Origin of the sequence: Aequorivita echinoideorum (assembly GCF_018476645.1) — a bacterium.
In the GTDB taxonomy this organism is placed as follows: domain Bacteria; phylum Bacteroidota; class Bacteroidia; order Flavobacteriales; family Flavobacteriaceae; genus Aequorivita; species Aequorivita echinoideorum.
In genome coordinates this window covers 442,521-468,753 of sequence record NZ_JAHCTB010000002.1, presented here as the reverse complement: position 1 = coordinate 468,753, position 26,233 = coordinate 442,521, and the positions used below count along the sequence as shown (strand labels likewise).

Genomic DNA, 26,233 nt, shown 5'->3' with positions numbered 1-26,233 from the left:
GATATGTCAGCACACGCAGCACAGGTCCACGCAGTAGACGATCATCACGATGATGGTCACGGGCATCATCATAAAGAAACCTTTATCACAAAATACATTTTTAGCCAAGATCACAAAATGATCTCCAAACAATACCTTATCACAGGATTGTTTATGGGTATTATTGGGATATTAATGTCACTTTTGTTCAGATTGCAATTAGCTTGGCCAGATCATAAATTTACAATATTTGAAATTTTCTTAGGTAAATGGGCTCCAGATGGAGTAATGGATCCAAGCATTTATTTGGCATTGGTTACCATCCACGGTACCATCATGGTATTCTTTGTATTGACGGCTGGTTTAAGTGGAACTTTCAGTAACCTACTTATTCCCTTACAGATTGGAGCTAGGGATATGGCCTCAGGGTTTCTGAACATGGTTTCCTATTGGCTATTTTTCCTTTCCAGTGTTGTAATGTTATTTTCATTATTTGTGGAAGCAGGGCCAGCTTCTGCAGGATGGACTATATATCCACCTCTTAGTGCATTGCCACAGGCAATACCTGGATCTGGAGCGGGAATGACTTTATGGTTATCATCTATTGCAATTTTCATTGCATCGTCATTGTTAGGATCATTAAATTATATTGTTACAGTAATTAATTTACGTACCAAAGGAATGTCGATGACAAGACTTCCCTTAACTATTTGGGCGTTTTTTGTGACTGCAATTATTGGGGTTGTTTCTTTTCCAGTACTGTTCTCCGCGGCTTTGATGCTTATTATGGATAGAAGTTTTGGGACTTCGTTTTTCCTTTCAGACATATATATTGCTGGGGAAGTGCTCCATCATCAAGGGGGTTCGCCGGTACTTTTTGAACATCTTTTTTGGTTCTTGGGCCATCCAGAAGTTTACATCGTGATATTACCTGCTATGGGAATCGTGTCTGAGATTATGGCAACAAATTCACGTAAGCCAATTTTTGGATATCGGGCGATGGTCGCTTCTATTCTTGCAATTGCGTTCTTATCAACTATTGTTTGGGGTCACCATATGTTCATATCGGGAATGAATCCATTCTTAGGTTCGGTATTTACGTTTACAACATTGCTTATTGCAATTCCTTCAGCAGTAAAGGCTTTCAACTGGATTACCACACTTTGGAAAGGAAATCTTCAAATGAATCCCGCAATGCTTTTCTCCATTGCGTTTGTTTCCACATTCATTACAGGAGGACTCACGGGAATCATTTTAGGAGATAGCGCACTGGATATTAATGTTCACGATACATATTTCGTAGTTGCTCACTTCCATTTGGTAATGGGTATTTCAGCGCTTTACGGTCTATTGGCAGGGGTATATCACTGGTTCCCTAAAATGTTTCAGGGAAGAATGATGAACAAAAATTTAGGATATGTCCATTTCTGGGTAACTGCAATAGGTGCTTACGGAATTTTCTTCCCAATGCACTTTGTGGGTATGGCTGGTCTTCCGCGTAGATACTATACAAATACTAATTTCCCATACTTTGATGACCTTGCAAACATTAACGTGGTAATGACCATTTTTGCGATCATTACAATCGCAGTACAGGTTGTTTTCCTATACAATTTCTTTAGTTCTATTTTCTACGGAAAGAGAGGTCCAAAAAATCCTTGGAACGCTACAACTCTTGAATGGACCACAGAATTGAAACATATCCACGGAAACTGGGAAGGTGCAATACCTCACGTATACCGTTGGTCTTATGACTATAGCAAATTAAACAAGGATGAAACAGATTATGTAATTCCAGGTCAGGATTTCATTCCGCAGAATATTCCGCTTCAGGATAATGAAGACGAAATGGATCATTAAAAAATCATTTAAATTTAAAAAAGCCCTTCCTAAAATTGGAAGGGCTTTTTCTTAGTACTTCTACGTAATAAATCAGTACCGGTACGTATGGCGTAATTGTTAAGATTGGAATACATTTACAATGAGTAAAATAATGTAGGAAGTGAGGAGTCTACAATTTTTTTGAAAGCCATGCTGAAAAGTATGGCTTTCTTTTTTTAAGGCGTGAAGCTAAGGATTGCTATCTTTGTTAAATGAATAAGAACCTTGATCCCACAGGGGAAAATCTTTCGCCACAGGAACTCGATATTGAAAAGAAATTGCGTCCACTAAGCTTCGAGGACTTTACGGGGCAAGATCAGGCTTTGGAGAATCTTCAAATATTCGTAAAAGCTGCAAATCTACGAGGTGAAGCACTTGACCACACCTTATTTCATGGGCCTCCCGGTCTGGGAAAAACAACTTTAGCATACATTCTCGCAAATGAACTGGACGTAAACATTCGCGTAACTTCTGGTCCGGTTTTAGACAAACCTGGTGACTTGGCGGGTTTGCTTACCAATCTTGATGAACGCGATGTCCTTTTTATTGACGAAATACATCGGTTGAGCCCTATTGTGGAAGAGTATCTTTATTCAGCAATGGAGGATTATAAAATTGATATTATGATAGAATCTGGACCCAATGCCCGTTCTGTTCAAATCAATTTGAACCCATTTACATTAGTGGGTGCAACAACGCGCTCCGGATTATTGACTGCCCCAATGCGTGCAAGATTTGGTATTTCTTCGAGACTACAATATTATACTACCGAATTGCTCACGACAATTATAGAGAGAAGCGCTGGAATTTTGAATGTTCCCATTTCTATGGAAGCTGCCATCGAGATAGCGGGAAGAAGCCGCGGAACACCTCGAATTGCGAATGCGCTTTTGAGAAGAATTAGGGACTTCGCACAAATAAAAGGCAACGGGAAAATTAATATTGAAATCGCTAAATTTGGGTTGGAGGCCTTGCACGTGGATGCGCACGGTCTTGATGAGATGGACAACAAAATCCTGAAAACAATCATTGAAAAATTTAAGGGTGGCCCAGTAGGTATAACCACCATTGCGACTGCAGTCTCAGAAAGTCCCGAAACTATTGAGGAAGTATATGAACCTTTCTTGATCCAGCAGGGTTTTATAATGAGGACCCCACGCGGGCGTGAAGTTACCGAAGCCGCATACAAACACCTCGGCAAGTTGAAGGGACCCACCCAAGGCGGACTTTTTTAAACTTTTATATTTCATTAGCGCGAAGTCGAGGGTTATTCTTTTAATTAATTGGTAGCTAAATGCGCAGAATCCAAATTTAGTTATGGCAAATAAAAAAATCCCATCAGTTTCAGCTTTTAGGTTTTTAGTGCATTCCGTACAAATACTGAAAAACCCTTTGCCTTTTCATCACGAAAATTTTCAGAGAAAAGGAGATACATTTCGATTGAAACTTGGCTTTGGAAAATCCGTTATTTTTTCACGCGATGCCGGTTTTGCCCAATATGCACTTCAAAAAAATCAAAAGAATTTTACAAAATCACCCATTCAAACCAAAGATCTTTCAAAATATGTGGGCTTTGGATTATTGACGTCCGAAGGTGAACTTTGGCAGAAACAACGAAAACTTATTCAACCCGCATTTCACAAGAAGCAGCTGACTAATTTGTTGGATACCATAAATCTTGCAATTGAAACTGAGTTGCATAAAATTGAAACCAATAAATCCATCGATATATTTCCCATTTTTAATGATCTCGCCTTTCAAACTGTGGTGAAATCACTTTTCAGCAGTGCAGTAAATTCCGAAGAAATTAACAGGTTGCAACACATCACGGAATCTGCTCAAAAAATGTTGGTAAAAGAATTGCGTCAGCCCTATTTGGGCTGGTGGTTTCGGCTGAATGGTGAAATTGCAAAGCACGTTTCCGAAACTGAGGAAGCGCGCGATATTCTGAAAAAACTGGTCAATGACAGAAAAAAATCTGGGAAAAGGGAAGACGATTTGCTTGATATGCTGCTGGAAGCTCGATATGAAGACGGAAGCGAAATGGATGAGGAGCAATTGATAGACGAAATATTAATACTCTTCACGGCAGGGCACGAAACCACTTCCAACTCACTAACATTTACCAGTCAATTATTGGCTCAAAATATTGAAATTCAAGATAAAATCTTTTCCGAAATATCTCTCGCAAGAGAAAATTCAAGCAACCTTATGGAGTTTATCAAGGCTTGCGATTTTACAAAAAATGTTATTGAGGAATCGCTCCGGTTGTATCCGCCGGCGTATTTTATTGACCGCGTAAATAGTACCGAAGACGAATTTAACGGCTTGCGAATTCCTAAAAATTCAAGTCTCTTATTTTCGTTATTGGAAATCCATACCAATCCCGATTTTTGGGAAGAACCGAAAAAATTTAAACCAGAGCGCTTTTCTGGAGTAAGTCCATATGCATTTTCCTCGCATTATTATCCCTTCGGTGCTGGACCGCGTATGTGCATTGGCAATAATTTTGCGATGTATGAAATGATTTTGGCAGTTGCAAAATTGATTGAAATGTTTAAGATTTCAGAAAAAAAGTCAGCCATTGAAATTAAGCCATTGATAACCTTAAAACCGAAAGATGCGTTTTTAGAATTTGTAAGAAGATGAAGAATGATTTTTCAAATTTTATTATTCACCAAAATTTATTTTGATTCAGAATTCATCCAAATATTCAAAGTTGATCAAAACCGAAGCAAAACGCCTTGGGTTTTTGTCTTGCGGCATCAGCAAAGCTGAATTTTTGGAAGAGGAGGCGCCGCGGCTGGAAAATTGGCTCAAAAACAACGCTCACGGCGAGATGGCATATATGGAAAATCATTTTGATAAACGGCTGGACCCAACAAAGCTGGTGCCTGATTCCAAAAGTGTTATTTCCCTATTGCTGAATTATTTTCCTTCGGAAAAACAAAATCCCGAGAGCTATAAAATTTCAAAATACGCGTATGGTGCAGATTATCATTTTGTGATAAAAAACAAGTTAAAGCAGTTGATGGAATTTATTCAGCAAGAAATAGGCGATGTAGATGGTCGTGCTTTTGTGGATTCTGCGCCGGTTTTGGACAAAGCGTGGGCTGCGAAAAGTGGTCTGGGCTGGATTGGCAAACACAGCAATTTGCTTACAAAACAAGTTGGTTCTTTCTATTTTATTGCAGAATTGATTGTGGATTTGGAGCTTGAGTATGATCACGCTGTAACAGACCATTGTGGGAGTTGCACTGCCTGCATTGATGCCTGCCCAACGCAGGCAATTGTGGCTGATAAGGTGGTGGATGGCAGTAAATGCATTTCCTATTTTACCATTGAATTAAAAAATGAAATTCCCATTTCAGAAAAGGGGAAATTTGAGGACTGGATGTTTGGGTGCGATGTCTGCCAAGATGTATGCCCGTGGAACCGCTTCAGCAAACCGCACAGCGAACCACTTTTTAATCCAAATCCTGAAATGCTTTCCATGTCAAAAAAAGACTGGGAAGAAATCACGGAGAGTGTTTTTCAAAAAATTTTTAAAGGAAGTGCCGTGAAGCGCACTAAATTTTCTGGTTTGAAAAGAAATATAAACTTCTTAAAAGATTAACCGCTAAAATTTCTTCCTTTCGGTTAACATTTTAACTTTGTAGGTTCCCGAAAATAATAAACAACGAATTTGAATTTGGGAAAACCCAAAAAATCTTCGGCATAAAGATTTTGGGCAAATAGTATTTCAATAGCAATAAAATATGAGCAAACAGAGCAGACGCAGAGAAGCATTATTGTACCACGCAAAACCAAAACCCGGCAAAATTCAAGTTGTACCCACTAAAAGCTATTCTACGCAACGGGATCTTTCCCTTGCATATTCGCCTGGGGTCGCGGAGCCTTGTTTGGAAATTGAAAAGGAAACCAATAACGTATATAAATACACCAATAAAGGAAATCTCGTCGCTGTAATTTCAAACGGGACCGCGGTTTTGGGATTGGGAAATATTGGTCCTGAGGCTTCCAAGCCTGTAATGGAAGGGAAAGGCCTGCTTTTTAAAATTTTTGCAGATATTGATGTATTTGATATTGAGGTAAATACAGAAAACATTGATGAATTCATCGCAACGGTAAAAAATATTGCACCCACTTTCGGCGGAATTAATTTAGAAGATATAAAAGCCCCCGAAGCATTTGAAATTGAACGTAGATTAAAGGATGAGCTGTCCATTCCGGTGATGCACGATGATCAACACGGGACGGCAATTATTTCGGCGGCGGCCCTATTAAATGCGCTCGAGATTGCGGAAAAGAAAATTGAAGATGTCAAAATTGTAATCAGTGGAGCAGGGGCTGCAGCGGTTTCCTGTACTCGGTTGTATAAAGCTTTTGGCGCAAAGCGTGAAAACATTGTAATGCTGGATAGCAAAGGTGTAATCCGGAACGATAGGGAAAATCTTTCAGAAGAAAAAGGGGAATTTGCCACCCACCGAAAAATTGATACTCTGGAAGAAGCCATGCAACATGCCGATGTTTTTGTTGGACTTTCCATCGCGGATATTGTTACGCCCCAGATGCTAAAGACCATGGCTGCAAACCCTATCGTTTTTGCCATGGCAAATCCCAACCCCGAGATTGAGTATGATCTTGCCTGTAGAACACGTGAGGATATTATTATGGCAACCGGCCGTAGCGACCATCCCAACCAAGTAAACAATGTTCTTGGGTTTCCATTTATATTCCGCGGAGCGCTTGATGTGAGGGCAACAAGAATAAACGAAGCTATGAAAATGGCCGCCGTTAAAGCGTTGGCAGAATTAGCCAAGGAACCTGTGCCGGAGCAGGTAAATATTGCTTATGGCGAAACCAAATTGAATTTTGGCAGGGAATACATTATTCCGAAACCGTTTGATCCTCGTCTCATAGCAACCGTTCCACCGGCGGTGGCAAAAGCTGCTATTGAAAGCGGTGTGGCCACTACTGAAATTACAGATTGGGAGAAATACCAAGATGAACTTTACGAGCGGATGGGAAGCGATAACAAGATCATTCGTTTATTGATGAACCGTGCGAAGCTAAACCCTAAACGTATCGTTTTTGCCGAAGCAGATCATCTCGATGTTTTGAAGGCTGCACAAATTGTACACGAAGAAGGAATAGGAACTCCAGTATTATTAGGCAGGAAAGAAATTATTCTTGAGTTAATGCAGCAGATAGATTTTGATGCGGACATTGAGATTATAGATCCTAAAAACGGAGAGCAGGAAGATAAGCTTCAGCATTACGCGCAAAAGCTATGGGAAAAACGCCGAAGAAATGGAATATCTCTATACGCTGCAGAAAAATTGGTTCGTGAGCGCAATTATTTTGCGGGTATGATGCTGGATGAGGGCGACGTTGATGCTATGATTTCTGGATATTCCCGTTCGTATCCCACAACGGTTGTTCCCGTTTTTGAAACCGTGGGCAGATTTGAGGGCGTTGGAAAAGTGGCTACTACCAATCTGATGCTTACCAAACGCGGACCTATCTTTATATCAGATACTTCAATAAATATCGATCCCTCTGCAAAAGACTTGGCTAAAATTGCGCAAATGACTAATTATACTATGAAAATGTTTGGGCTCCAGCCAGTTATCGCAATGATTTCCTATGCCAATTTTGGTTCGTCTAAAGATGCGCACGCCACCAAGGTTAGAGAAGCTGTAGAGTTGCTTCATAAAAGCAATCCAGATATGATCGTGGACGGCGAATTACAAACAGATTTTGCACTGAACCAAGAAATGCTTCAGAAGAAATTTCCGTTTTCAAAATTGGCCGGAAAAAAGGTCAATGCTCTAGTCTTCCCGAATCTTGATTCTGCCAACAGCAATTATAAATTATTAAAGGAACTGAACAATGTGGAATCCATAGGGCCCATTATGTTAGGGATGAAAAAGGCTGTGCATATTCTGCAATTAGGCGCGAGCGTTGAGGAAATTGTAAATATGGCAGCAGTGGCTGTTGTCGATGCCCAACAAAAAGAGAAGCGCGCGCAGCAGAAGGGGAAAAGTACTTAGTGAATATTTAAGATGAAATATATAATCTTAATATTTATAGCTATTTCATTTATGGCTTGCGAAAAAGTTTCTGAAGATGATATAAAAAATATTGAATATTTATTAGGAACTCCAATTGAAACAAAATATACGATTGAAAATTTTGAAGAACCTTTTGATTTTGCAGATTATTATAAAATTTTTGATTTAAAATTTTCAGAGCAGGAATTCAATTTATTAATGAAACGTGTTAAGTTGGAAGAATTTGAAGCAAATTTAAATACCGGTTACAAGACAAATTTTCAATATTATCGGGAATATTCCAATAAAACAATGACTATGTTTTTATCAATTGACACAATCAAAAAATCAATTCATTATTCCTTAAAAATGTGAAAAATATCGATGTACGTTCCCAAGTTGCTAAGTTCTATTTAACGGTTTTTTTCACCTCTATATTTTCACATTTTCCCCGCCACCAGTTGTAAATAATTATACTATATTTGACCCCTTTAAGTTTTCGTTAACACATGATTACGCACATACAGGGCAGACTGGTTGAAAAAAACCCGACAGACGTAGTGATAGATTGTAATGGCGTTGGTTATTTCATCAATATTTCCTTACATACATTTTCTGAACTTCCCCAGACCGAAAATGTAAAACTTTTTACTCACTTGCAGGTTCGGGAGGACGCTCATATTTTATACGGTTTTACGGGAATAGCAGAGCGGGAAATTTTTAGGCTGCTTATAAGCGTATCTGGCGTAGGTGCTAGCACTGCCCGGACCATGCTTTCATCCCTAGCGCCAGATCAGGTTCTGGAAGCCATAGCCCATAACGATATTGCTACTATTCAATCGGTTAAGGGAATAGGAGCCAAAACCGCCCAACGTGTGGTACTGGACTTAAAGGACAAAATCTTAAAAGTTTACGGCTTATCATCAAATTCTGGGGGGTCGAGCAATACTAATAAAAATGAAGCGTTATCAGCTTTGGAGACATTGGGCTTTAACAAAAAATTGGCAGAAAAAGCCTGTGACAAAATTGTTAAGGAAAATCCTCAGGCTTCTGTCGAGTCTATAATAAAACAAGCTTTAAAAAATTTGTAAAAATTGAGTACAAAAAATTACGTGAACACGAGCTATTACAGGCTTCTATTAATATTAGGTTTCATTATTTCTGGTTTTTCATCCTTTGCGCAGGACTCTACCGCGACAGGATATTCTCAAGGGCAGATGTATCTTCCCAACCCACCAAGCATTCAGGATTTATATACCTATGACCCCATAACCGATAGATATATTTTTACAAAAACATTGGGCAATTTCAATGTAACCTACCCAATTATACTTACTCCGGAAGAGTATCAGGATTTGATCCAAAAGGAACAAATGAAAGCATATTTCAAGGACAAGATTGATGCGGCGGATGGTAGAAAGGAAGGTTCTGAAGAACTTCAGAAAAATTTATTGCCCACATTTTATGTGAATTCAAACTTCTTTGAAACCATTTTCGGCGGAAATACTATTGATGTGATACCACAGGGTTCCGTTGAAATGGACTTGGGCTTACTTTATACGAAACAGGACAATCCGGCTTTTTCACCACGTAACCGAAGCAATTTATCATTCGATTTTGATCAGCGAATCAGTTTAAGTTTGCTGGGAAAAGTAGGGACAAGGCTTCAAATAACGGCGAATTACGATACGGAAAGTACTTTTGATTTTCAGAACCAAATAAAACTGGAATACACACCTACCGAGGATGACATTATTCAAAAAATTGAGGTTGGTAACGTAAATATGCCGCTTAATAGCGCACTTATACAGGGCGCGCAAAGTCTTTTTGGGGTGAAGGCACAGCTTCAATTTGGAAAAACTACGGTAACGGGTGTTTTTTCAGAACAACAATCTGAGACACGAACCGTAACTGCGGAGGGCGGCGCTACGATTACAGATTTTGAACTTTTCGCTTTGGACTACGACGAAAACCGCCACTTTTTCCTTTCGCATTATTTCCGTGATAATTATGATAGGGTTCTGGACCAGTATCCATTTATAAACAGTAATGTGCAGGTTACGCGTATTGAAGTCTGGGTGACCAATAGAACAGCGGGAACCAATAATGTGAGAAATATTGTAGCCTTGCAGGATATTGGTGAGTCTGACCCTACGAACATAGGTTTGGATGTTCCGCCCGGTGGTTTTATTAATGCGCCACGGACTGCTTTTCCAGATAACGGGAACAATGATTTTAACCCATTTGGTATCAATGGCGGTGCCCAAACGGTGCTTAATCCGCTAATTAGGGATATAGCCACAGTGCAACAAGGGTTTTCTGGGGTACAGGTAAATGAGGGGATTGATTATTCCATTTTGGAAAGTGCCCGCAGACTGGATCCCGGCGAATACCAACTCAATTCGCAGTTGGGTTATATATCCTTGAACCAGCGCTTGAACAATGATGAAGTTTTGGGTGTTGCCTTTCAATTTACCGTAAATGGAAGGGTATTTCAAGTAGGGGAATTTTCCAATGATGGGGTTGAGGCCAATGGCGGCGGTCGAGGCGGTGAAATAAATCCCAATCCAAACCCTATCCCCGGGGAAGGGCAACAAGTTGCGCTTGCTCAAAACTTGGTTGTAAAAATGCTTAAAAGTAGCATTACCAATGTTAATGAGCCCATTTGGGACTTGATGATGAAAAACATTTATCCCATTGGTGCATATCAATTGGAACAAGAGGATTTTGTGTTGAACATTCTCTATACAGATCCTTCACCCTTAAATTATATTAAACCTGCAGGGGCTCCATTTCCGGAGCCAAGTCTCACAGATCCCAACGATGTGGATATTGAAAACTCAACACTTTTGCGAGTTTTCAATATGGATAGGTTGAATTTCAATAATGATCCACAACAGGGCGGCGATGGATTTTTCGATTACATACCGGGTATAACTATCGATACCCAGAATGGAAATATCATCTTTACAACGGTTGAGCCTTTTGGAGAATATCTTTTTGACCAATTAACACTGGACACACCGCCCAATGGCGAATCACAGAATTACGAAATTCCTGCTACTTACAACGCGAACCAAACGCGTTATGTTTTTAGCACGCTCTATAATTCCACCAAAATTCAAGCTGAACAGCAACAGAGTGATAAAAATAAATTTCAATTGAAGGGAAGATATAAATCAACCGGTGCGGACGGAATCCCAATTGGTGCTTTCAATATACCGCCGGGCTCTGTAACCGTCACCGCTGGTGGAAGGCAATTGGTTGAAGGTGTAGACTATACGGTTAATTATCAATTGGGAAGAGTTCAAATTTTAGACCCTTCACTTTTGAACAGCAATACGCCCATATCAGTAAGTACCGAAAATAATTCGCTTTTCGGTCAGCAAACAAAACGTTTTACTGGCTTAAATGTTGAGCACCAATTCAGTGAAAATTTCTTAGTGGGTGCCACCTATTTGAATCTCAACGAGCGTCCATTAACCCAAAAATCTTCGTATGGCGTCGAGCCTATCAACAATACCATTTTTGGGGTAAATGCGAATTATTCAACTGAAGTTCCATTTTTAACCAGACTTGTAAACAAACTTCCGAATATAGATACCGATGTGGAATCGAATCTCTCCGTTCGAGGGGAATTTGCATACTTAATGCCCGGGGCACCCAAAGTTTCCGACTTTGGAGGAAAAACCACAGTGTATGTTGATGATTTTGAGGCTTCGCAAACAGGCAATGATATAAGTGCGCCCAATAGTTGGTTTCTTTCCAGTACGCCCATTGGCTTTGGGGGAGATTTAGCGAATGAAGATTTGGGCTACAATTATCGTAGGGCTAAATTGAATTGGTACACCATTGACCCTGTTTTCTACAGTGGCCAAAGGCCAGAAGGAGTTACCGATGAAGAACTTTCAAACCCTTTCACACGCCGTGTATTTAGGGATGAAATTTTCCCACAGCAGGACATTATCCAAGGACAAACTCAAGCATTATTCACCTTAGATCTTACTTATTATCCTGGGCAAAGGGGTATGTATAATTTTAATCCTGCGGCTGCTGGAGGAAACGATTTGCCAAATCCTACTGCCAATTTCGGTGGAATTGCACGTGCGTTGACCACTACAGATTTTGAAAGGTCGAATGTTGAATACATTCAGTTTTGGGTAATGGATCCCTTCATTTATGAGGAAAATGCCACAAACCCTGGTGGAACGGTAAGCTTCAACCTAGGAAATATTTCAGAAGATATTTTGAAAGATGGGCGGAAGCAGTATGAAAATGGACTGCCTGAAGATGGCGGTAACGCAAATACACTTTCTACAGCTTGGGGAAAAGTGCCCACTAGTCAATCCCTTATTTACACTTTTGATACTGAAGGCCAAGAAAGAACCAATCAAGACGTAGGATATAATGGTTTAAGCAACGCTGAAGAAGCTACGAGATATCCGGCGTTTGCTGGCTTAGCGGATCCTGCAAATGATGATTACCAATTCTTTTTACAGGCTCCTGGAAATATCTTGGAGAGATATCAAATGTATAACGGCGTTCAGGGCAATTCACCTGTGGAAGTAACGGATACCAATCGTGGGTCTACCGCTCAGCCTGATGTGGAGGATATTAACCGTGACAATACAATGAACACGGTTAACAGTTATTATCAGTACAATGTGCAAATGTTCCCGGGGATGAACATTGACAATAATGACTACATTACAGATATAAAGGAAATTGAAGTAACTACACAGAATAATGATGTGATTCCGGTGCGTTGGGTTCAGTTTAAAATTCCTATCGGTCAGCCGGATGAAGCCATTGGTGGGATTTCAGATTTTAGATCGATACGTTTTATGAGAATGTTCCTTTCACAATTCTCACAGAATACAACGCTGCGTTTTGGTACGTTGGAATTGGTGCGCGGGGATTATAGAAGATTCCAACAAACGCTTGATATTACTGGCGAAGATCCATTGCAGGATAATACTTCATTTGAATCTGAAGCTGTAAGTATTTTAGAAAACGAAAATAGACAGCCCATACCTTATGTTTTGCCTCCCGGTGTTTTCCGCGAAGAATTGAACAACAATAACAACATCATTCGCCAAAATGAACAATCACTTGCACTGCGTGTTTGTGGATTGGAACCGGGTGATGGGCGTGCAGTCTATAAAAATTTCAATATAGATATGCGACAGTATGAAAATCTTGAGATGTTCATACATAATGAATCGTTGGTAAACCAATCTGCCTTGAGCGATGGTGATATGGTTGCTTTTATGCGAATGGGGAACGACCTTACCAATAACTACTATGAAATCCAGATTCCATTGAGTCCCACAAATTTTGGTGCGACAAGTGCAGAGGATATCTGGCCAGCAGAAAATAGACTGGATTTGCCATTGCAACTTCTGCAGGAGGTGAAGACGCGTACTCCGCTTAATGGTACAGATGTTACCTTTTACAACCGTTCTGAGTTGGAAGGGGGAATTCCTACCGAAAATGAGATGCGCATAGGTATTTTGGGTAATCCAAGTTTTGGAAATGTGCGTGTCATCATGCTAGGGGTTCGCAACAGCACGGGCAGTGATATTTGTGGTGAAACGTGGTTTAATGAGCTTCGTCTTTCTGAATTGAAAAATGAAGGAGGTTGGGCGGCCGTTGCAAGTCTGGATATGAATATGGCAGATTTTGCTACTGTAAGTGCAACCGGAAGAAGAAGCACCGTAGGTTTTGGCTCGATTGAGCAGGGTCCAAACCAAAGAAGCCGTGAAGATGTGCAGCAGTATGATGTTGTTACCAATTTGAACCTAGGGCAATTGCTTCCGAAGAAATGGGGTATTCAATTACCTTTTAACTACGGCAGGGGTGAAGAGTTGATAACGCCACAGTTTGACCCTGAACTTCAGGATATTGAATTGGATACAAGGCTTGACAACGCAGTTTCTGATGAGAGACGTGATGAAATAAAGGAACAATCTGTAGATTATACGCGCCGCCAAAGTGTTAATTTCATTGGAGTGCGAAAGGAGCGAACGGGAGATGCCAAACCACAGATTTATGATGTTGAGAATTTGACTTTGTCATATTCCTACAATCAGGAAGATCACCACGATTTTGAAATTGAGGATGCCATGGAACAGAATGTTCGCGTGGGGGCAACCTATAATTATAACTTTCAGACAAAACCTATTGAGCCATTTAAGAAAAATGATTCGCTTTTCAGAGGAAAGTATTGGCAGTTTTTGAAGGATTTAAATTTTAATTATTTGCCTACCAATATTTCAGCAAGTTCAAATATTATTCGTCAATATAACGAGCAAAAATTCCGTGAGCTAAACCTGCAGCCAGGAAATATTGGTCTGCCTACATTATACCAGCGTAATTTCTTGTTTGATTGGCAATACACACTTAATTATAATTTGACCAAATCACTTCGTTTCAATTTCACTTCAACAAATAATAGAATTGTAACGAATTATATTGACAACCAAGGATTCGCGGATAATTCTATAGGAGTGTGGGATGGATTTTTTGATGTAGGGGAGCCCAATCAACATTTTCAATCGCTTCAGTTAAATTATGATTTGCCGTTCAGCAAATTCCCATTCCTGAAATTTGTTCGTGCAACCTATTCTTATCAGGGAGATTACCAATGGCAGGCCAGTAGTGACTTGTTTCAGGCAATCCCTATTACCTTGAGTGATGGAACCACACAAACCTACAATCTTGGTAATTCAATTCAAAATGCGAGCACGCACCAAATCAATTCCAGCATTGATATGAATGGTTTCTATCGCTATATAGGGTTAACAAAAATCAATCGACGCGCGCAGGCTAGAGGAGCCGGGGGCGCAGGAAACCTTGAAGGCGGAGAGGACGGCGAAGGTGGCGATACCAGAGGCGAAAAAGGAAGTAAGGAAAAAAACTCATTGGCGAAAAGCAAGTCCAGTGTATTAGGTTCTGGTGCTGGTGGCGGTGCTGCCGGCGATGGCGGAAGCCTAAGTGCGGGCGACAAAGCTTTGAATACGGGTATTGGATTGTTGACCTCGCTCAAAAAAATACAATTTAACTATCAGGAAAATAACGGTATTTTCCTTCCCGGTTACACGCCGAATATTGGTTTCGTGGGTACCTTGAAGCCTACTGCAGGATTTACCTTTGGTAGCCAAGCGGAGATTAGGGATTTGGCGGCGCGAAAAGGATGGCTCACGCTTTATCCAGAATTCAATGAGCAATATACTGAAGTGGAATCAAGACAATTGGATGTTCAAGCCAATTTACAGCCTTTGAATAATTTGATTATTGATATAAATGGAAGCAGAATTTATTCTGAAAATTACGCCGAAAATTATATCGTGGAAGATGGGCTGTATCGCTCACTTACGCCAAATACCTATGGAAACTTCACAATTTCAACATTGCTGATTCAAACTGCATTCAGCCAGAGTGATGAAAATTCCTCAGCAGCATTTGATACCTTTAGTGAAAATCGTATCGTTATCGCAAACCGTTTGGCCGAAGATTACTACAACGGCGCAACAATTCCTCGGGATTCCCTTGGGTTTCCCGTAGGCTTCGGCAGAAATAGTCAAGACGTTTTATTGCCGGCATTTTTGGCGGCCTATAAAGGAAGCGACGCTTCAAGTGAAAAGAAAGGATTCCTGCGGGATATTCCATTGCCAAACTGGGATATTAAATATACCGGACTTATGAATATTCCCTGGTTCAAGAAAAACTTCAAACGTTTTTCATTGCAGCACGGATATAGAGCAGGCTACACGGTGAATCAGTTCCAAACCAATCTGGATTATGATCCAAATATGCCTGAGGCTTTGGATCAAGCTGGAAATTTTAAATCGCGGACGTTGCTCACCAACGTAAACTTAACCGAACAGTTTTCACCACTTTTACGAATGGATTTTGAAATGAATAATTCTGTAAAAATCTTAGCTGAAGTACGTAAGGATAGGGCACTTTCATTGAGTTTTGCCAATAATCTTCTTACCGAAATTAAAGGGAATGAATTTATCCTAGGTCTCGGGTACCGAGTGAAGGATCTGCGTATAGCCACAAATTTTGGCGGTAAAAAGTCTGTAATGCGAAGCGACCTGAACTTTAAATTGGATTTATCAAGAAGGGATAACATAACCATTATCCGTTATTTGGACATTGTAAATAATAATCAAACAACGGCTGGACAGACTATTTACGGAGCACAGCTTACTGTGGATTATGCATTGACCAAAAACTTGACGGCGCTATTCTATTATGATCATACATTCTCAGAATACGCGATCTCAACTGCATTCCCGCAAACTACAATCCGTAGCGGATTTACATTGCGTTACAATTTTGGAAACTAAAACTTAAAATTATAAATATGAATATTCCAACCAACTTAAAATACACGAAGGACCACGAGTGGGTAAAGATTGAAGGTGATACTGCAACTGTGGGCGTTACAGATTTTGCCCAAGGAGAATTGGGCGATATTGTTTATGTGGAAGTGGAAACTGTGGGCGAGACAATGAACAAAGAAGAAGTTTTTGGCACTGTGGAAGCCGTTAAAACTGTTTCCGATTTATTCCTGCCGCTTTCAGGTGAAATTCTTGAATTCAATGAAGCCTTGGAATCTGAACCTGAAAAAGTAAATTCTGATCCTTACGGAGCTGGCTGGATGATAAAATTGAAAATTTTAGATTCAAGTGAAATTGATGGCTTACTGGACCATGAGGCGTATAAAGAGCTTATTGGATAGTAAAATATTATTAATTCTGGCCGTTATGTACAGTATATTCATTACGGCCATGTTTTTTTTGCCCACTTCTGGTTTCCCAAAAGTAACGTTCAGTGCAGCCGATAAGTTGGTTCACGTTGGTATTTACTTCTTTCTCGCCATTAGCTGGCAATGGTTTATTTCTGAAAAACACCAGAAACCATTACCTCGAAACATAATTTTTGGACTGTTGCTTGCATTTCTTTTCTATGGCATAATTATTGAGATTTTACAGCACCTGCTAACAGCCTCAAGAGATGCCGATTTGCTAGATGTTTTGGCAAATATGGTTGGAACGGTAATAGGAGTTTTGGTTTTTCGAAACTTGAATCACTTTTTTAGACTTTAAAACTTCAATTAATTTTATATTCAATTATAATTTCTATATTTTAGCAACACAATAAACCCAATATTATGGAACCCAAAAAAAACCCAAAGGCCGATGTTAGCCGAAGAAGCATGCTCTTCTTCCAGCTCGGGATGGTGCTTATGCTATTATTGGCGTGGCAGGCAATAGAGTGGAAATCGTATGATAAAAGCGATACAGATTACGGAAAACTGGATTTGGGCGATGAGCTTGAAGAAGAAATCCCAATCACGCAACAGTTAACTCCGCCACCACCACCGCCACCACCGCCACCAGCACCGGAGGTTATTGAGGTTATGGAAGATGAGGAAGAAGTCGAGGAAACTATAATCGAATCTACTGAAACCAATCAAGAAGAAAAAATCGTTGAGGTAAAGGAAATTAAGGAAAAGGTTGTTGAGGAAGAAATTGCCGATGTACCTTTCGCCGTAATTGAAAATGTGCCAATCTATCCAGGTTGCGAAGGTGAAAATGGAAACGATGCAAAAAAAAGATGTATGTCTTCCAAAATTAGTGCCTTCATCAATAAGAAATTTAATACGGAGCTTGCCGGAGATTTGGGCCTTTCAGGAAGGCAGCGTATCGCGGTTCAATTTAAAATTGATAAAGCGGGTAAAGTTGTTGAGGTTCGTGCTAGGGCACCACACCCAAGACTGGAAAAAGAAGCAATGGAGGTAGTACAATCACTTCCAAATATGACTCCCGGAAAACAACGTGGAAAACCAGTCGGGGTTTTATATTCTCTACCTATAGTTTTTGACATTCAATAGGAATTCCTCAAAAAAATTAGTAAACCGCTGTTGATAATTCAACAGCGGTTTTTTTTTGGCACAACAGTTGTAATTCATAAAATATGTTAACCATTTTAAAATATAGATTATGAAAACAAATGAAACAATGCCCGAAAACAAACGCCAACTAAAAAAGCAAATCAACATAAAATGGAACTCCCGTCTGTTTTTCCAATTGGGATTGATAGTTAGTTTGCTCATCGTGTTTTTTGTAATGGAAAGCACCATTGGGATGACCGTAGTCTCTGCAAAAGCAAAAGCAAGCGATGGACTGGAAGAACCACCAATGATTACTTATTCTATTGAAATGGAAACTCCAGTTGTTGAGCCAGTGAAACCGGAAATAAAACAACCCGTAAAAAGACAGATTGTGACAACTACTAATGTGGTTGCCACATCAAATCAAGATCCTATTACTGAAGATTTGGTTCCTTCTGTAGATGTGCCGATGGTGCAAGATGTTCCAGTGGCTGCGCCTGCGGTTCCGGTTGCGCCAGCGCCATCAAAGACAGAAAATATCACAAACGTTGAATTCGTGCCTGTATATCCCGGATGTGAGGCTCTGGGAAGCAACAAAGAAAAAATTGATTGTATGTCTTCAAAGATAAATACGTTTATAACCAGAAATTTCAGGACTTCCCTGCTTGAAAATTTGGATAAAAATGAAAAGAAACGAATCTATGTACAGTTTAAAATTGATGCTAAGGGTTACGTAACAGATGTGAAAGCGAATTCAAACAATGATCAATTAAAAAATGAAGCCCAGCGCGTAATAAGTAAACTACCTACTATGAAACCTGGAAAACAGGGCGATAAAAATGTAGATGTACTATATACCGTGCCCATTGTTTTTGACATTCATTGAAAAAAAATGTTTTTCCCAAAAAGCCTTCAATCCACAATTGAGGGCTTTTTTTGAATTCAGCCATTATAAAAAATCTGTATCTTTCGGGCCGTAAACAACTATTCCCCATGAAACTGTATTTTTCGTTTCTTACTTTTCTTTTTTTTCTTTCCACTTCCGCACAATCACAACTCGCTCAATATGAAAAATTTCCGGTTTTTGAGGAATGTGCTTCGGAAGAAGTTGAAAATCTAGAAACGTGTTTCAATTTCACACTTCAAAAATTTATTTTTCAAAATTTCAGAACTCCAGAAATTGTTTCTTCAGAAAATTATAAGGGAAATGTGAATGTTCTTTTTGAAGTAACCAAAGAAGGTCTTTTCCAAGTTTTATATATCGATGCCATTTATGATGAATTAAAAGTTGAAGCCCGACGTGTTTTTTCGGAATTGCCACAAATAAAACCTGCTACTTACAACGGGCAGCCGGCCTACGTACAATTTACCTTGCCTATTGCCATTCCGCTTGTGGAACCCGGAAAACTGAATGTGGAAACCAATATTTCTTCCGAAGAAAAGAAAATTGATCTTTTAACAAATGAATACGATGAAATTGAAAATCTTCCGTATGAAAATGAAGAATACCGAAGCAACATTAACATTCCGCTATCGCACCACAATTACAGCCTCTTTGATCCAGTATTGAATAAAGTTGGGCTAAATACGCACACCGCGCAGAAGCCTTTTGTCTATTCTGAAGTAAATAAATATTACGACTTTGAAAAAGAGAATCAAAAAATTTTGAAATCGAAAACTTCGTGGTTTGGCCGCAAATTTTGGAATGAGCATATGGTTACAATCAAGGGAAAGGATTATTGGTTAACGCTCGATCCAGGAGTGGATTTACAAGTTGGGAAGGATATTGATGCTGATATAAATACATATAACAACACGAGATTGGTCTACGCGCAGGGAGGAATTGGAAAGCAAATCGGTTTTTTTGCGGTTGTTTATGAAAGCCAAGGCAGATTTGCAGATTACTTCAATCGGTATGCGGAATCAATACGGCCAGATGGGGGCAATCCGGCTATTATTCCCGGGCGTGGTATTGCAAAAGCATTTAAGGAAGATGAATATGATTATCCCATTGCGACTGGACATATTTCGTACACCCCTTCAAAATTTTTCAACATACAATTGGGTCACGGAAAGAACTTTATCGGTGATGGCTACCGCTCTCTTCTCACCAGCGATAATGCCAGCCCGTATCCGTTTTTTAAATTGAATACAATTTTTTGGAAATTAAAATATACAAACACCTATATGTCTTTGCGGGACGTACGCCCAGAAGTTACTGATGACGGCTCTTTCAGAACGAAGTATATGGCCAATCACTATTTAAGCTATAATATCAGCAAACGGTTGAATATTGGTCTATTTGAATCTGTAGTTTGGCAAAATGATAACGATAGGGGGTTTGATTTTAATTACGTAAATCCTGTAATTTTTTACAGAGCGATTGAATTCTCCACCGGCTCGCGTGGCGGAAATGCACTCATTGGTTTAAGTACTAAATATAAAATCAATGATCGTGTCAATATTTATGGCCAGTTAATAATTGATGAGTTTTCTTCCAGTGATGTTTTTGGCGGAAATGGAAGTTATAAAAATAAGACAGGATATCAACTAGGGGCAAAATACTACAATGCTTTTGGTCTTGAAAATCTCTATTTGCAGGCAGAATACAATCGGGTACGGCCATTTACCTATTCGCATAATACCATTGTGCTCAATTATGGGCATAACAACCAGTCCTTGGCGCATACGCTTGGTGCTAATTTTTCAGAATTTATAGCCATTGCGCGCTATCAAAAGGGAAGGATTTTTGCCGATTTAAAGCTGATTACCGCAAAACGTGGACTGGAACTGGACAATGTGGAAAATTCACCTTTTTATGGAGGAAATATTTATGGAACTGAGGACAATAGAATTTCAGATAACGGAAATGAATTGGCTCAGGGTAACACAACGGATTTTTTCCACGGAGAATTTCAAGCAGGCTATTTACTGAATCCTGCAACCAATCTTAAAATTTACGGAAGCTTGATTTTTAGGGATTTTAAACCCGAAATAAATAACGCTACTACTTTTGAAAACCAGACAACGTGGGTAAACTTCGGGATAAGAACCGATTTATTTAATTGGTATTACGATTTTTAGAAAATTAATTTTTCTTTCCTTTGGCAGCACGCTGTTTTTTTATTTCCTCAATTTTTTTCAGTGCTTCTTTATTTTTCGCGTTGTTTGAATCTGGACCTTCGTATTCTCTGACATACTCTTTATAAAAGGTTCTCAAGAATTTATCGGTACTTATAAGTCTGTCAAAAGCGATAGTATATACAGATTTCCATCATCGCTCTGTGCAAATGTGAAGGTTGAAATAATTAAAAACGTGGAAAAAATGTATCTTTTTAAATGCATGGGTGTGATTATTTTTTGAAAGTTTGAAAATAATAAAATTGCTGAAATAAAGGCATAAGATTCAAGAATTATATTGCGAAGAAAACGCAGGAAATGTATCTTTGCACAGCAAAAAAAATGAGCTTGTCCATTACACAATCACAAACTGTAAACCAGTCGGTTATCCGTAATTTTGTTGAAATTACAAAACTCCGCCTTTCCGTTAGCGTGGTTTTTTCTTCCGTGGCGGGCTATCTTTTGGGAGCAGACACCATAGATTTTTTTGTGCTGTTTCTCCTATGTGTTGGTGGCTATTGTATGGTAGGTGCTTCAAACGTTTACAATCAGATTATTGAAAAGGATCTTGATGCTCTGATGGACAGGACAAAAAATAGGCCCCTTCCCGCTGAACAAATGACGGTGCGGTCCGCTTTTATTTTGGCAAGCATCTTAACGATTATAGGCATTGCGGTACTTTATAGTATCAATCCCATCACTGCAATGTTTGGTGCTGTTTCCATTTTTATGTACGTGAGTTTATACACGCCCTTAAAAACAAAAACACCACTATCGGTTTTCGTGGGAGCCTTTCCGGGTGCAATACCTTTTATGCTTGGCTGGGTCGCAGCAACCAATAATTTTGGGATCGAGCCAGGAACGCTATTTATGATTCAATTTTTCTGGCAATTCCCACATTTTTGGGCCATAGGTTGGTTTCTTTTTGAAGATTACAAAAAAGGTGGGTTTTTTATGTTGCCTAATGGAAAAAGAGATAAGGGCACTGCCATTCAAGTAATACTGTATACAATCTGGACGGTGCTGGCATCACTCATTCCAGTTGTTGGGGTTACCGGTAAACTTTATTTGACGCCAATTTCGGGAGTTTTGATTGCAATTTTAGGGATGGGACTTATTTATTATGCCCTTCGTCTTTACAATCAAAAAACCGCAAAGGCAGCCAAGCAGTTAATGCTTGCAAGCGTGAGCTATATCACGCTTTTGCAAATAATTTATGTGGCCGATAAATTTATTCGATAATGGAAGAGCGAAGTCTGGAACTGAACAAAAAAATATAATGGCAATAGATTTAACCGAAGGTAGCGAACAATCAAAAATCAACAGGGCAAAAAAAAATATGCTCTGGTTTGGTATCATAAGCTTGACTATGAGTTTTGCTGGATTGACGAGTGCTTATGTGGTAAGTAAAGAGCGTCCAGACTGGATAGGCGAATTTGAGATGCCCCAGGCCTTTTACATCAGTTTGATTTTTATTGTTTTGAGCAGTATTACCATTCATTTTGCAAAAAGTTGTATTTCAAAAAATAACAATAAAGTGGGAATGCTCCTTCTTTTTGCCACGTTGTTTTTGGGAATTGCTTTCGTGTTTTTTCAATTTCAAGGTTTTTCTGAAATTGTGGCGAATGGATATTACTTCACCGGAAGCGAAAGCTCAATAACCACCTCATTTATTTATTTGGTTGTGCTTTTGCACGCAGCGCACGTATTTGCTGCCGTGATATCAATTTTAGTGGTAATTTATAATCATTTTAAACAAAAATATAAAAACGGCAAAACCCTTGGAATTGAACTGGCTGCAACCTTCTGGCATTTTGTGGATGTAGTGTGGGTATATCTGTTTTTGTTTTTATATTTCGTTAGATAAAAAATTAACGTATTTTTGACCCTTATTTAAACCAAATTCTCTTTATGGAAGCTACTGTTGTAAAAACAGGTACCGAAGGAAAAACCTGGGGAGGCGGAAACGCTCCGTTGCGGGCCAGTTATGGAAAAATGATGATGTGGTTTTTCATCGTTTCCGATGCCTTGACTTTTTCAGGATTTCTCGCCGCTTATGGATTTTCTCGATTCAAATTTGTGGATGCCTGGCCTATACCGGATGAGGTATTCACCCACTTTCCATTTCTACATGGAGTAGAAGCGCCAATGTACTATGTGGCGTTTATGACGTTTATTTTGATATTTTCCTCTGTAACCATGGTTTTGGCCGTTGATGCAGGTCATAGAATGGAAAGAAGCAAAGTCACTATCTACATGTTTCTAACTATCATTGGTGGTATAATTTTCCTTAGCTCACAAGCTTGGGAGTGGGCAACTTTTATACGTGGGGATTTTGGTGCTGTTGAAACTAAAGGAGGTCAAATCATCCAGTTCTTGGATAAAGAAGGCGAACGCGTTGCTCTCAGAGAATTTGCAACACCTTACAATGGTCCTAGGGTAACGCATACAGATGAAAATGGAATTTGGTACAAAAGTGAACCTGTAACAAAAACAGAATTTTCTTTTGAAGAAGTAAAAGCAGGATTTCTTGCTAACGAAAATCTATTGGTTCGCGTTCAACAGAAAGATGAGCACGGTCACCATAAAATTCTTTCAAGAGAGGAATCTGTGGCAAAAGTCGTGAATGATGGAAGTTTGGTAGTGGAAGGTGCAAATCTTACCCATAATGAATATGGTCATCCACTTTTTGCAGATTTTTTCTTTTTCATTACAGGATTTCACGGTTTCCACGTTTTTACTGGTGTTCTCATCAACTTCATTATTTTCTTTAATGTTGTTTTGGGAACCTATGAACGTCGCGGACATTACGAAATGGTTGAGAAAGTAGGTCTATACTGGCACTTTGTGGATTTGGTTTGGGTATTTGTATTCACATTCTTTTATCTGGTTTAAGAATATAATTTTTGAAAAATGGCACACGAGCAAGAACATAATTTAGCAATTTTCAGAGGAAAGCTAAAATTCAAATCAAACGTCCATAAAATATGGGGCGTATTCATACTGCTTTCCATAATAACCATAGTTGAAGTTGCTTTGGGTATTATTCGCCCCGCCTTTTTGGTAGATACCCATTTTCTGGCGCTAAAACTTCTTAATTGGATATTTATTTTGCTTACCATTGTGAAGGCATATTACATTACTTGGGATTTCATGCACATGCGCGATGAAAAAGCTGCACTGAGACGTGCCGTAATCTGGACCACCATCTTTTTGATCTGCTACCTTGTGGTTTTGCTTTTGATTGAAGGAGATTATATTTATGAAGTCTATAAGAACAATTTTATAAAATTCGATTTTTAAAAATATTTAAATCACATTTCAAAAAGCCCTTCCAGCCGAAGGGCTTTTTTTTATTCGGTGCATTTTCAATTTAATAGCTAAAACATTGCCCAGCCCCATTTTAGACCGTATTTTTGCAACACGAAAAATTTGATAAAATGAAGAAATATTTAGTCCTTGGCATCCTCTTTTTATTGCCCATTACGGCCTACATGTTCTTTGCTTCGGGCATCAATAATTTTGCTACCCTTCCTGTATTGACAACTTCAGTTTCGGAATTGGATGGATTTAAAACGCTCGATGGAAAACCGGTTCAACTGAAAAACCATATTACAATTCTAGGCTTCTTCGGCAGCGATCTTGAAAAACATCGTGCCTATGCATATAACTTGGCGCATAAAATTTATAAGAAAAACCGGGAGTTCAATGAATTTCAGTTTGTGATCCTTCTTCCGGAAGGTACCCAAGAGCAGGCGAGTGGAATTGAAGATAAGCTGAAGCAAATTGCTGAAACTGATAGATGGCTTTTCGCCTTTGGAAGCGATGAAAATATCCGCAACGTTTTCAATTCACTTAAATCAAATATAGAACTGGACGAAAACCTTTCTTCGCCCTATGTTTTTATTATTGATAGGGATGGAAATCTAAGAGGCCGGGATGATGATGAGGACGAAGGCACAATGTATGGTTTTGATTCCAGCACCATTGCGGAAATTAACAATAAGATGAGCGACGATGTAAAAGTGCTTTTGGCAGAATATCGAAGGGCGCTGAAAAAATACAATGCAGATAGCGATATATAGAAAAGGAGGAAAAGATTTAATAAGCATTCAAAAATGAAAAAAAAATATTCATACATCGGCATTTCATTTGTCATTTTAATTTTTGGAATTTGGGCCATCCCAAAAATTGTTGATCGCTTAACCTCCCCCGACCTTTCCTACATTGAAAAAGGCGGGGCGATAGCTGAAGTGCCAGCCTTCTCCTTTACGGATCAGGATGGTAAAACAGTTACCAATAAAGATTTTTTGGGCCAAGTGTATGTAGTTGAATTCTTCTTTACTACGTGCCCATCCATTTGTCCCATCATGACGGAGAATATGAAAAAGATTCAAGATGAGTTTTTAGGAAATCCAAAAGTAGGCATCGCTTCTTTTACAATAGATCCCGAACACGATACGCCCCAAGTATTGAAGGAATACGCTAGAAATAAAGAAATAACCAAACCCCAGTGGCGCTTGCTCACTGGCGAAAAGGAAAAAATATACAATTTGGCGAATACCGGTTTCAATATTTACGTGGGCGAAACCACAGAGGAAGTCAATAATTTTGAGCATTCCGGAATGTTTGCGTTGATTGACCAAGAGGGAAAAATACGCTCCCGCACAGATGAAAACGGAAACCCAATTGTGTATTATGATGGTTTGGAAGACAGCCAAATCCAAATGTTGAAGGAAGATATTAAATCACTTTTGTAATATGGAAACATCAATAAATACCAACAAAAAATATAATATCTGGATTTGGATTTTATCTATTGCCATTCCGGTTGCCGTGGCAGTGCTTTTTACGGTTCGTATTCCCGGGGTTGAGCGTCTTGGCTTTTTGCCTCCTATCTACGCCGGTATTAATGGCCTCACCGCAATAATTTTGATCGCAGCAGTCTACCAAATAAAAAAAGGAAACCGTGCTACCCACGAAAAGCTAATGAAAACTGCAATTATACTGTCCGTCCTATTTTTAGTGATGTACGTGGCCTACCATATGACTTCAGACAGTACGCCATACGGTGGCGAGGGAATCCTAAAATATGTGTATTATTTTATACTCCTAACGCACATTTTACTTTCCATTACCGTTATTCCATTTGTGCTCATAACGTATGTTAGGGCTATTTCGGGGCAATTTTATAAGCACAGAAAAATTGCGAGAATTACATATCCCATTTGGCTTTACGTGGCCATAACCGGTGTAATTGTTTATTTTATGATTTCCCCTTATTATTAAG

Annotated in this window: 20 protein-coding genes; all 20 read left to right on the top strand. The window is 39.2% G+C overall.

Going from position 1 to position 26,233, the window contains the following annotated elements:
• The first annotated feature begins 3 nt into the window (after window positions 1–3).
• The 20 genes from KIV10_RS05995 to KIV10_RS05900 all read left to right on the top strand — a co-directional run bounded on the left by KIV10_RS05995 (window position 4) and on the right by KIV10_RS05900 (window position 26,232).
• Window positions 4–1,839: a cytochrome c oxidase subunit I gene (locus KIV10_RS05995; protein WP_214112575.1), complete on the top strand. Its 1,836-nt coding sequence runs from the start codon at window positions 4–6 to the stop codon at window positions 1,837–1,839.
• Between the two features lie 233 nt (window positions 1,840–2,072).
• Complete coding sequence (gene ruvB / locus KIV10_RS05990) at window positions 2,073–3,095, top strand: Holliday junction branch migration DNA helicase RuvB (protein WP_214112574.1); 1,023 nt, start codon at window positions 2,073–2,075, stop codon at window positions 3,093–3,095.
• Between the two features lie 82 nt (window positions 3,096–3,177).
• A complete protein-coding gene (locus KIV10_RS05985) occupies window positions 3,178–4,509 on the top strand; it encodes a cytochrome P450 (RefSeq protein WP_214112573.1) in 1,332 nt (443 codons plus the stop codon).
• Between the two features lie 40 nt (window positions 4,510–4,549).
• Window positions 4,550–5,476, top strand: coding sequence for a tRNA epoxyqueuosine(34) reductase QueG (gene queG, locus KIV10_RS05980; RefSeq protein WP_246516205.1), 927 nt, complete (start codon window positions 4,550–4,552; stop codon window positions 5,474–5,476).
• 142 nt (window positions 5,477–5,618) lie between these two features.
• Entirely contained in the window at window positions 5,619–7,916 is a 2,298-nt protein-coding gene (locus KIV10_RS05975) for an NADP-dependent malic enzyme (RefSeq protein ID WP_214112572.1), read from the top strand.
• A 12-nt stretch (window positions 7,917–7,928) separates the two neighbouring features.
• Entirely contained in the window at window positions 7,929–8,291 is a 363-nt protein-coding gene (locus KIV10_RS05970) for a hypothetical protein (RefSeq protein ID WP_214112571.1), read from the top strand.
• Between the two features lie 134 nt (window positions 8,292–8,425).
• Window positions 8,426–9,007 (top strand): Holliday junction branch migration protein RuvA, encoded by a 582-nt coding sequence (gene ruvA / locus KIV10_RS05965; RefSeq protein ID WP_214112570.1) that lies wholly within the window; start codon window positions 8,426–8,428, stop codon window positions 9,005–9,007.
• 3 nt (window positions 9,008–9,010) lie between these two features.
• Complete coding sequence (gene sov / locus KIV10_RS05960; protein ID WP_246516204.1) at window positions 9,011–16,273, top strand: T9SS outer membrane translocon Sov/SprA; 7,263 nt, start codon at window positions 9,011–9,013, stop codon at window positions 16,271–16,273.
• 17 nt (window positions 16,274–16,290) lie between these two features.
• Window positions 16,291–16,668: a glycine cleavage system protein GcvH gene (gene gcvH, locus KIV10_RS05955; protein WP_214112569.1), complete on the top strand. Its 378-nt coding sequence runs from the start codon at window positions 16,291–16,293 to the stop codon at window positions 16,666–16,668.
• Between the two features lie 25 nt (window positions 16,669–16,693).
• Window positions 16,694–17,035: a VanZ family protein gene (locus KIV10_RS05950; protein WP_214112568.1), complete on the top strand. Its 342-nt coding sequence runs from the start codon at window positions 16,694–16,696 to the stop codon at window positions 17,033–17,035.
• Between the two features lie 65 nt (window positions 17,036–17,100).
• Window positions 17,101–17,823 (top strand): energy transducer TonB, encoded by a 723-nt coding sequence (locus tag KIV10_RS05945; protein WP_214112567.1) that lies wholly within the window; start codon window positions 17,101–17,103, stop codon window positions 17,821–17,823.
• Between the two features lie 109 nt (window positions 17,824–17,932).
• Window positions 17,933–18,709 (top strand): energy transducer TonB, encoded by a 777-nt coding sequence (locus KIV10_RS05940; RefSeq protein ID WP_214112566.1) that lies wholly within the window; start codon window positions 17,933–17,935, stop codon window positions 18,707–18,709.
• Between the two features lie 107 nt (window positions 18,710–18,816).
• Window positions 18,817–20,907, top strand: coding sequence for a gliding motility protein RemB (locus KIV10_RS05935; RefSeq protein WP_214112565.1), 2,091 nt, complete (start codon window positions 18,817–18,819; stop codon window positions 20,905–20,907).
• Between the two features lie 378 nt (window positions 20,908–21,285).
• Window positions 21,286–22,185, top strand: a complete 900-nt coding sequence (gene cyoE, locus KIV10_RS05930) for a heme o synthase (protein WP_214112564.1) — start codon at window positions 21,286–21,288, stop codon at window positions 22,183–22,185.
• Between the two features lie 43 nt (window positions 22,186–22,228).
• Entirely contained in the window at window positions 22,229–22,810 is a 582-nt protein-coding gene (locus KIV10_RS05925; protein WP_214112767.1) for a cytochrome c oxidase subunit 3, read from the top strand.
• A 44-nt stretch (window positions 22,811–22,854) separates the two neighbouring features.
• Window positions 22,855–23,838 carry a cytochrome c oxidase subunit 3 gene (locus KIV10_RS05920; protein ID WP_214112563.1) on the top strand — a complete coding sequence of 328 codons (984 nt, stop codon included), beginning with the start codon at window positions 22,855–22,857 and terminating at the stop codon, window positions 23,836–23,838.
• Window positions 23,839–23,856: 18 nt separating this feature from the next.
• Entirely contained in the window at window positions 23,857–24,246 is a 390-nt protein-coding gene (locus KIV10_RS05915; protein ID WP_214112562.1) for a cytochrome C oxidase subunit IV family protein, read from the top strand.
• Window positions 24,247–24,383: 137 nt separating this feature from the next.
• Window positions 24,384–25,028, top strand: coding sequence for a hypothetical protein (locus KIV10_RS05910; protein WP_214112561.1), 645 nt, complete (start codon window positions 24,384–24,386; stop codon window positions 25,026–25,028).
• A gap of 33 nt (window positions 25,029–25,061) precedes the next feature.
• Window positions 25,062–25,703 (top strand): SCO family protein, encoded by a 642-nt coding sequence (locus KIV10_RS05905; RefSeq protein WP_214112560.1) that lies wholly within the window; start codon window positions 25,062–25,064, stop codon window positions 25,701–25,703.
• A gap of 1 nt (window position 25,704) precedes the next feature.
• On the top strand, window positions 25,705–26,232 hold the full coding sequence (locus KIV10_RS05900) for a DUF420 domain-containing protein (protein WP_214112559.1): 528 nt from the start codon (window positions 25,705–25,707) through the stop codon (window positions 26,230–26,232).
• Window position 26,233 lies beyond the last annotated feature (1 nt).

Bases quoted from the DNA above. Each gene is read 5' to 3' on its own strand.
- KIV10_RS05995 (WP_214112575.1), top strand. From the start codon at position 4: ATGTCAGCACACGCAGCACAGGTCCACGCAGTAGACGATCATCACGAT.
- ruvB (WP_214112574.1), top strand. From the start codon at position 2,073: ATGAATAAGAACCTTGATCCCACAGGGGAAAATCTTTCGCCACAGGAA.
- KIV10_RS05985 (WP_214112573.1), top strand. From the start codon at position 3,178: ATGGCAAATAAAAAAATCCCATCAGTTTCAGCTTTTAGGTTTTTAGTG.
- KIV10_RS05975 (WP_214112572.1), top strand. From the start codon at position 5,619: ATGAGCAAACAGAGCAGACGCAGAGAAGCATTATTGTACCACGCAAAA.
- KIV10_RS05970 (WP_214112571.1), top strand. From the start codon at position 7,929: ATGAAATATATAATCTTAATATTTATAGCTATTTCATTTATGGCTTGC.
- ruvA (WP_214112570.1), top strand. From the start codon at position 8,426: ATGATTACGCACATACAGGGCAGACTGGTTGAAAAAAACCCGACAGAC.
- gcvH (WP_214112569.1), top strand. From the start codon at position 16,291: ATGAATATTCCAACCAACTTAAAATACACGAAGGACCACGAGTGGGTA.
- KIV10_RS05950 (WP_214112568.1), top strand. From the start codon at position 16,694: ATGTACAGTATATTCATTACGGCCATGTTTTTTTTGCCCACTTCTGGT.
- KIV10_RS05945 (WP_214112567.1), top strand. From the start codon at position 17,101: ATGGAACCCAAAAAAAACCCAAAGGCCGATGTTAGCCGAAGAAGCATG.
- KIV10_RS05940 (WP_214112566.1), top strand. From the start codon at position 17,933: ATGAAAACAAATGAAACAATGCCCGAAAACAAACGCCAACTAAAAAAG.
- KIV10_RS05935 (WP_214112565.1), top strand. From the start codon at position 18,817: ATGAAACTGTATTTTTCGTTTCTTACTTTTCTTTTTTTTCTTTCCACT.
- cyoE (WP_214112564.1), top strand. From the start codon at position 21,286: ATGAGCTTGTCCATTACACAATCACAAACTGTAAACCAGTCGGTTATC.
- KIV10_RS05920 (WP_214112563.1), top strand. From the start codon at position 22,855: ATGGAAGCTACTGTTGTAAAAACAGGTACCGAAGGAAAAACCTGGGGA.
- KIV10_RS05915 (WP_214112562.1), top strand. From the start codon at position 23,857: ATGGCACACGAGCAAGAACATAATTTAGCAATTTTCAGAGGAAAGCTA.
- KIV10_RS05910 (WP_214112561.1), top strand. From the start codon at position 24,384: ATGAAGAAATATTTAGTCCTTGGCATCCTCTTTTTATTGCCCATTACG.
- KIV10_RS05905 (WP_214112560.1), top strand. From the start codon at position 25,062: ATGAAAAAAAAATATTCATACATCGGCATTTCATTTGTCATTTTAATT.
- KIV10_RS05900 (WP_214112559.1), top strand. From the start codon at position 25,705: ATGGAAACATCAATAAATACCAACAAAAAATATAATATCTGGATTTGG.